The organism is Brooklawnia sp., assembly GCF_049651565.1.
GTDB lineage: Bacteria > Actinomycetota > Actinomycetes > Propionibacteriales > Propionibacteriaceae > Brooklawnia.
This window is the reverse complement of the sequence record NZ_JBASCI010000047.1, coordinates 1-4,075: the sequence shown is the minus strand read 5'-3', so window position 1 is coordinate 4,075 and position 4,075 is coordinate 1. Positions and strand designations below refer to the sequence as shown.

General features: G+C 69.2%; 5 protein-coding genes and 1 pseudogene. 1 reads left to right on the top strand and 5 read right to left on the bottom strand.

All coding sequences use genetic code 11. From position 1 onward, the window contains the following. The 5 genes and pseudogenes from WBL05_RS02375 to WBL05_RS02355 form a co-directional block, all read right to left on the bottom strand. Positions 1-462: pseudogene (locus WBL05_RS02375) on the bottom strand (hypothetical protein); the annotation flags it as partial. Between the two features lie 2 nt (positions 463-464). After that, the gene (locus WBL05_RS02370; RefSeq protein ID WP_424223485.1) at positions 465-1,643 is read right to left on the bottom strand and encodes a YeiH family protein; all 1,179 of its coding nucleotides are present in this window, start codon (positions 1,641-1,643) and stop codon (positions 465-467) included. Next, positions 1,640-1,789: a hypothetical protein gene (locus WBL05_RS02365; RefSeq protein WP_424223483.1), complete on the bottom strand. Its 150-nt coding sequence runs from the start codon at positions 1,787-1,789 to the stop codon at positions 1,640-1,642. The genes WBL05_RS02370 and WBL05_RS02365 overlap by 4 nt, the downstream gene beginning before the upstream one ends. A 101-nt stretch (positions 1,790-1,890) precedes the next feature. Then, on the bottom strand, positions 1,891-2,676 hold the full coding sequence (locus tag WBL05_RS02360; protein WP_424223481.1) for a sulfite exporter TauE/SafE family protein: 786 nt from the start codon (positions 2,674-2,676) through the stop codon (positions 1,891-1,893). Further along, positions 2,676-3,242 (bottom strand): TetR/AcrR family transcriptional regulator, encoded by a 567-nt coding sequence (locus WBL05_RS02355; RefSeq protein WP_424223479.1) that lies wholly within the window; start codon positions 3,240-3,242, stop codon positions 2,676-2,678. Before WBL05_RS02355 ends, WBL05_RS02360 begins: the two co-directional genes overlap by 1 nt. Positions 3,243-3,370: 128 nt before the next feature. Here WBL05_RS02355 and WBL05_RS02350 point away from each other — a divergent pair. Then, on the top strand, positions 3,371-4,075 hold a 705-nt coding region (locus tag WBL05_RS02350), incomplete at its 3' end, for an alpha/beta fold hydrolase (RefSeq protein WP_424223477.1).

The window sequence follows — 4,075 nt, the reverse complement described above, 5'->3', positions numbered from 1 at the left end:
CACCAGCGCGGTCAACTGGGTGGCGTAGCCGCCCCCGAACGCGTTGGCCGGGACCACCTGCACTCCGGCGGCACCCGACCTCCAGGCGGCGTCCACCTCCACCGGGGTGAGTGCCGCCAGCAGGTGCGGCACCCTGGCGTCGGCCAGCACGGCGGCGATTTCCGGACGTGGCAGTGAGAAGGCGAAGGAGGCGCCCTGTTCGACGGCCCAGTGTGCCTGGTCGACCGTGCGCAGGTCGTGGACGCCGATTGTCAGCCGCGGTCCGAACGTGTTGGCGAGCATTCCCGGGGTCAGTCGTCCAGCCGGGTCGACGCTGAAGACGTTCAACCCCTCCTGCAGCAGCACCTCCACCGGGGCGATCGCCTCGTCCAGCCGGCAGGGCGAAAGCAGCACAACTGCCCGGGCGGCGGACAGTTGGCCGGGCAGGTTCACGCGGGACGCATCGGCACCCATGGCGGCCATGATCAGAAGGTGAAGCCACCCCACAGCACGGTGGCGAGCAGCAGGCCGACGGCCAGGTTCACCACGGTGGCGACCGCGAACACGGCCACCGGCTTCCAACCCGCCTCCTTCAGCGACCCGAAGCTGAACTCCAGGCCGATACTGACGAAGGCCAGGGTGAGGAACCAGGTGCGCAGGTCGTCGGCGACGCCGATCGCCGGCTTGGCCACCACCGGATCGACTACCGCGGAGAAGATGGTGGCGACGACCGAGGCGATCAGGAAGCCAAGCACGAACTTCGGGAAGCTGTGCCACAGGGTGACCAGCTTCGGTCGGGAGTTGCCGGCCTGGCGTTCCACCTTGAACGTGAAGTACATCGACAGCAGCACCGCGACCACGCCGAGCAGCGCGTTCTGGGTCACCTTGACGATGGTGGCGATCTGCAGGGGCTGCTCGCCGGCCATCGTGCCGGCAGCGGTCACTGCGGCGGTGGTGTCGATGTTGCCGCCGATCCAGGCGCCGGTGACGGCCGGGGTGAGGCCGAGCAGATTGGCGGCCCACGGCAGGAAGAAGATCATCGGCACCGCGAAGACGATTACCAGCGACGCGGTGTAGGCGAGCTGCTCCTTCTTGGCCTGCACTGCGCCGGCGGCAGCGACCGCCGCTGAAACCCCACAGATGGACACTGCCGAACTCAGCAGGGCGCGCAGTCGGTCGTCCAGCCCGAGCAGCCCGGCGAACCACCAGGTGAACAGGAAGACCACGCCGATGAGCAGGACCGCCTGGGCGACCGCTGGCAGGGCGGCCCTGGCGATGACGGCGAAGTTGACCGACGCGCCCAGCAGCACCAGACCGGTCTTGATCAGGAACTCGGTGCGGAAGGCCGACGACATCTGCTTGCGGACACCCAGCGCCGACAGCAACGCGTTGGCGCCGAAGCCGATCAGGATTGCGTAGACCGGGAACTCGATGGACTTGGCGACCCGGCCGAAGCCGGTGCCCTGGGTGGCTTCCGGCACCCAGATGGTCAGCCAGTGCACTACGGCAGCCAGGCCGAGCAGGACGGCGGCTCCCGTGGCGGTCCACAGCGCATTGCTGCGCCTGGACGCCGGCGCGGCGCCGGTGGTCGCGGCGCCAACCGGCGTGGCGGTCTCGCCCGCGGTAGCGGGCACGGACGAGGTCAGGTGCGATTTGTCGGTCACGGGATCAACCCCTCGGGAATGATGCCGGTCAGGCAGAGCGCCAACAGGATCAGGCCAACGGTGAACGCGAGCCAGTCCTCGCTGATGGAGAACTTGCCGCTGGCGTTCGGTTCCTCGACCGGCGGACGGACGGGCTGACTGGCCATGTGAACTCCTCATCGCGACCTCGGCCGACAACGGCCAATTGGGCTCAGGCTATTCGGCCCCGATCAGCAGACCAAACCGCAACGACGGATTCACGCAGTGTTCACGTGATGCCCAGCGCCACAGCCGTGCCCATCCCGACCGCGACCGCGGCAAGCAGGCCCGCGAAGACCATGGTCAGCACCCAGCCGGGCAGGCGCGCCGAGGCCGGCCCGCCGAGCAGGCCACCCAGCATGCTGGCCAGCGCGAATGCCATGGTCAGCGGCCAGTCGATCACCACTCCGGTGCCGATTCGGGACAGCAGGCCACTGATCGAGGCGATCATCATCACCACCAGCGAGGTGCCGGCCGCGGTCCGGATCGGCACCCTGAGCACCAGCACCAGGATCGGGACCACGATGAACCCGCCGCCGACGCCGAACAGACCGGTGAGCAGCCCGGTCAGGGTGGCAAGCGCGATCGTGCGCAACCAATTCCGCCCGCCTGCCGGAGGCTCGACCGGCTCTCGGCCGGAGCCGCGCCTGCCGATCAGGGCGCTGCGGAACATGGCGACGGCGACCAGGGCGAGCAGCACCGCGAACAGGGCCAGCAGTACCCGGCCGTCCAGCTGGACCGAGATCCGTGAACCGGCGAACGAGCCGGCCACGCCGAGCAACCCGAAGGTGACGCCGTTGCCCCAGTCCACCGTCCGTCGGCGCACGTGGTGCACCAGCCCGGCCACGGCGGTGCTGCCGACGATCACCAGCGAGCTCGCGGTGGCCGAGTGCGGGTGCTGACCGAGCGCGTAGACCAGGATCGGCACCGACAGGATGCCGCCGCCGGCGCCCAGGGCGCCCACCACGATTCCGACGATCACGCCGACCAGCACGGCCGCGAGAACGGAGGACATCAGGCGCTTCCGGCGATCACGGCCAGTTCGGCGTCCAACAGACCAAGCGCTTCGTCGGCCGACAGTGCCCCGATCAGCACGCGCTGGCCCAGCCCTTCACCCAGGGCCAGCAGGCGGGTGGCCGTCGACGTCCCGTCCGACACCCCAACCGCATCAAGCAGCCGGACGCATTCGCGGTGTGTGCCCACGGCAGTCTCCAACAGCAGAGTCCCGACGTCCGGATTCGACGTCGCCTTCGCCAGGTAGGCGAACCACACGGTGCTCCCGATCCGGAACTGCTGGGTGCGCGGAATCGGCGAGGCCACGATGCTGCGCAACGTCTGGAGTGGCGCTGCATCCTGGCTGCGCTCACGGTGCGCAGCTTCCGCCCCGGCCACGATGGCGCGGCACCCCGCGATGATCAGTTGCTCGCGTGACCCGAAGTGGTGCTGGATTGCGCCCACTGACACCTGGGCGGCCTCAGCGACCGCCCGCATGCTGACTCCATCCACACCGCTGTGGTAGATCACCTCGAATAGCGCGCGGATTATCCGTTCACGGCGAGGCAGGACGGCTGCTTCAGTCACGCCCTCACTGTAGATCCGGACGCCTTGAACACGGTCCAATACGAACGTATTGTGAAGACATGGCCACTGTCACCCACCCATCCGCCGCAACCACATCGCGTCCTACCGGCCGGCGCTGGCCGCGAAGGATGCTGACCACATTGGTCGTCCTGCTGGCGCTGGTTGGGGCGTGGTCGATCTGGCGAACGTTCACCGGCCCACCCGGTATCGGCCACTTCGACGATGCCGACGGCCAACGGGCCTACCTGGACGCCTACCGCAAGGCCTTCGCCGTTCTGCCCGAGCCGACCACCGTCCATGACCTGCCGACGAACTGGGGGACGGTGCGCGCCTACGAGTGGGCCGGACCGGCCGATGCGCCGGACACACCGGTGCTGCTGATGCCCGGGCGCTCTTCCGGGGTGCCGATGTGGCTGGACAACCTGCCGCACTACCTGGCGTCCCATCGGGTGATCGCGATGGACGCCCTTGGTGACGCCGGGCTGTCGGTGCAAGGCACCCCGCTGACCAGCTTCGACGAGCAGGCCGCGTGGATCGACCAGGTAGTCAGCCAGCTCGCACCGGGCGGTGCGCACCTGGTGGGACACTCGTTCGGCGCTGCCACCGCGGCCACCTACGCCAGCGTCCACCCCGAGCGGGTGCGGACGCTGGTGCTGCTGGAGCCGGTCTTCACCCTCGGCTGGCCGCCGGCCGGCGTCTTTGCGCAGGCGCTGGTCGCCAGCCTGCCGTTCCTGCCGAAATCGGTGCGCAACCGGGCGCTGGGCGGGATCGGCGGGGCGGACTTCGACGGCTCCGATCCGATGGCGGCGATGATCAGCGAGGCGACACAGCAC